The sequence below is a fragment of the Collinsella sp. LCP19S3_F2 genome, from assembly GCF_052121015.1.
In the GTDB taxonomy this organism is placed as follows: Bacteria; Actinomycetota; Coriobacteriia; order Coriobacteriales; family Coriobacteriaceae; genus Collinsella.
In genome coordinates this window covers 1-1079 of the sequence record NZ_JBQKFA010000027.1, presented here as the reverse complement: position 1 = coordinate 1079, position 1079 = coordinate 1, and the positions used below count along the sequence as shown (strand labels likewise).

The following is a 1079-nucleotide window of genomic DNA, read 5'->3' as shown; positions in this document are numbered from 1 at the left end:
AATCCCGCCGCTTCGGTGTCCAGCTTAGCCCCGTGTATTGTCGGCGCATGTCCACTCGACCAGTGAGCTGTTACGCACTCTTTGAATGCATGGCTGCTTCTAAGCCAACATCCTGGTTGTCTGGGCGGACGCACATCCTTTGCCACTCGGCTGGAACTTGGGGACCTTAGCGGGCGGTCCGGGCTGTTTCCCTCTCGAGCACACAGCTTAGCCCACATGCTCTGACTGCCGCGCTCTGGGCCGCCGGCATTCGGAGTTCGGTTGGATTCGGTAGGCGGCGAAGCCCCCTCGTCCATCCGGTGCTCTACCTCCGGCGGTGAACGCGCGACGCTAGCCCTAAAGCTATTTCGGGGAGAACGAGATATCTCCGGGTTTGATTGGCCTTTCACCCCTATCCGCAGGTCATCGCCGCCGTTTTCAACCGACGTGCGTTCGGCCCTCCACGGGGTCTTACCCCCGCTTCAGCCTGCCCACGGATAGCTCACCCGGCTTCGCGTCCGCGGCGCGGGACTCAAGTCGCCCTGTTAAGGCTCGCTTTCGCTCCGGCTCCCTTTCGGTTAACCTCGCCCCGCGCCAGCGACTCGCTGGCTCATTCTACAAAAGGCACGCCGTCACACCCCGGAGGGTGCTCCGACTGCTCGTGGGCGCACGGTTTCAGGTACTGTTTCACTCCCCTCCCGGGGTGCTTTTCACCTTTCCCTCACGGTACTGGTGCGCTATCGGTCACAGGGTAGTACTCAGGCTTGGATGGTGGTCCACCCAGGTTCGGACCGGGTTTCACGTGCCCGGCCCTACTCAGGGACCGCGTCGCGCCGTCCGGTCTGGGTTCGCGTACGGGGCTGTCACCCGCTGCGGCCGGCCCTCCCATGCCGTTCCGCTCCCCAGCCGGACCTGCGCCCGGGGGCGGCAGCCCCCGGATGCGCGGCCCTGCAACCCCGCCGGCGGAACCCCTGCCGGGTACGCCCGCTCGACGGTTTGGCCATCGGTCCCCTTTCGCTCGCCGCTACTCGGGGAGTCTCGAGATTGATTTCCTCTCCTCCGGGTACTTAGATGTTTCAGTTCCCCGGGTTGTCCTCCCC

The 1079-nt window shown here is 64.9% G+C and carries 1 rRNA gene; it reads right to left on the bottom strand.

Annotated features, from left to right (window positions below):
- A 23S ribosomal RNA gene (locus tag ACTQX9_RS09485) occupies nt 1-1079 on the bottom strand; the annotation flags it as partial.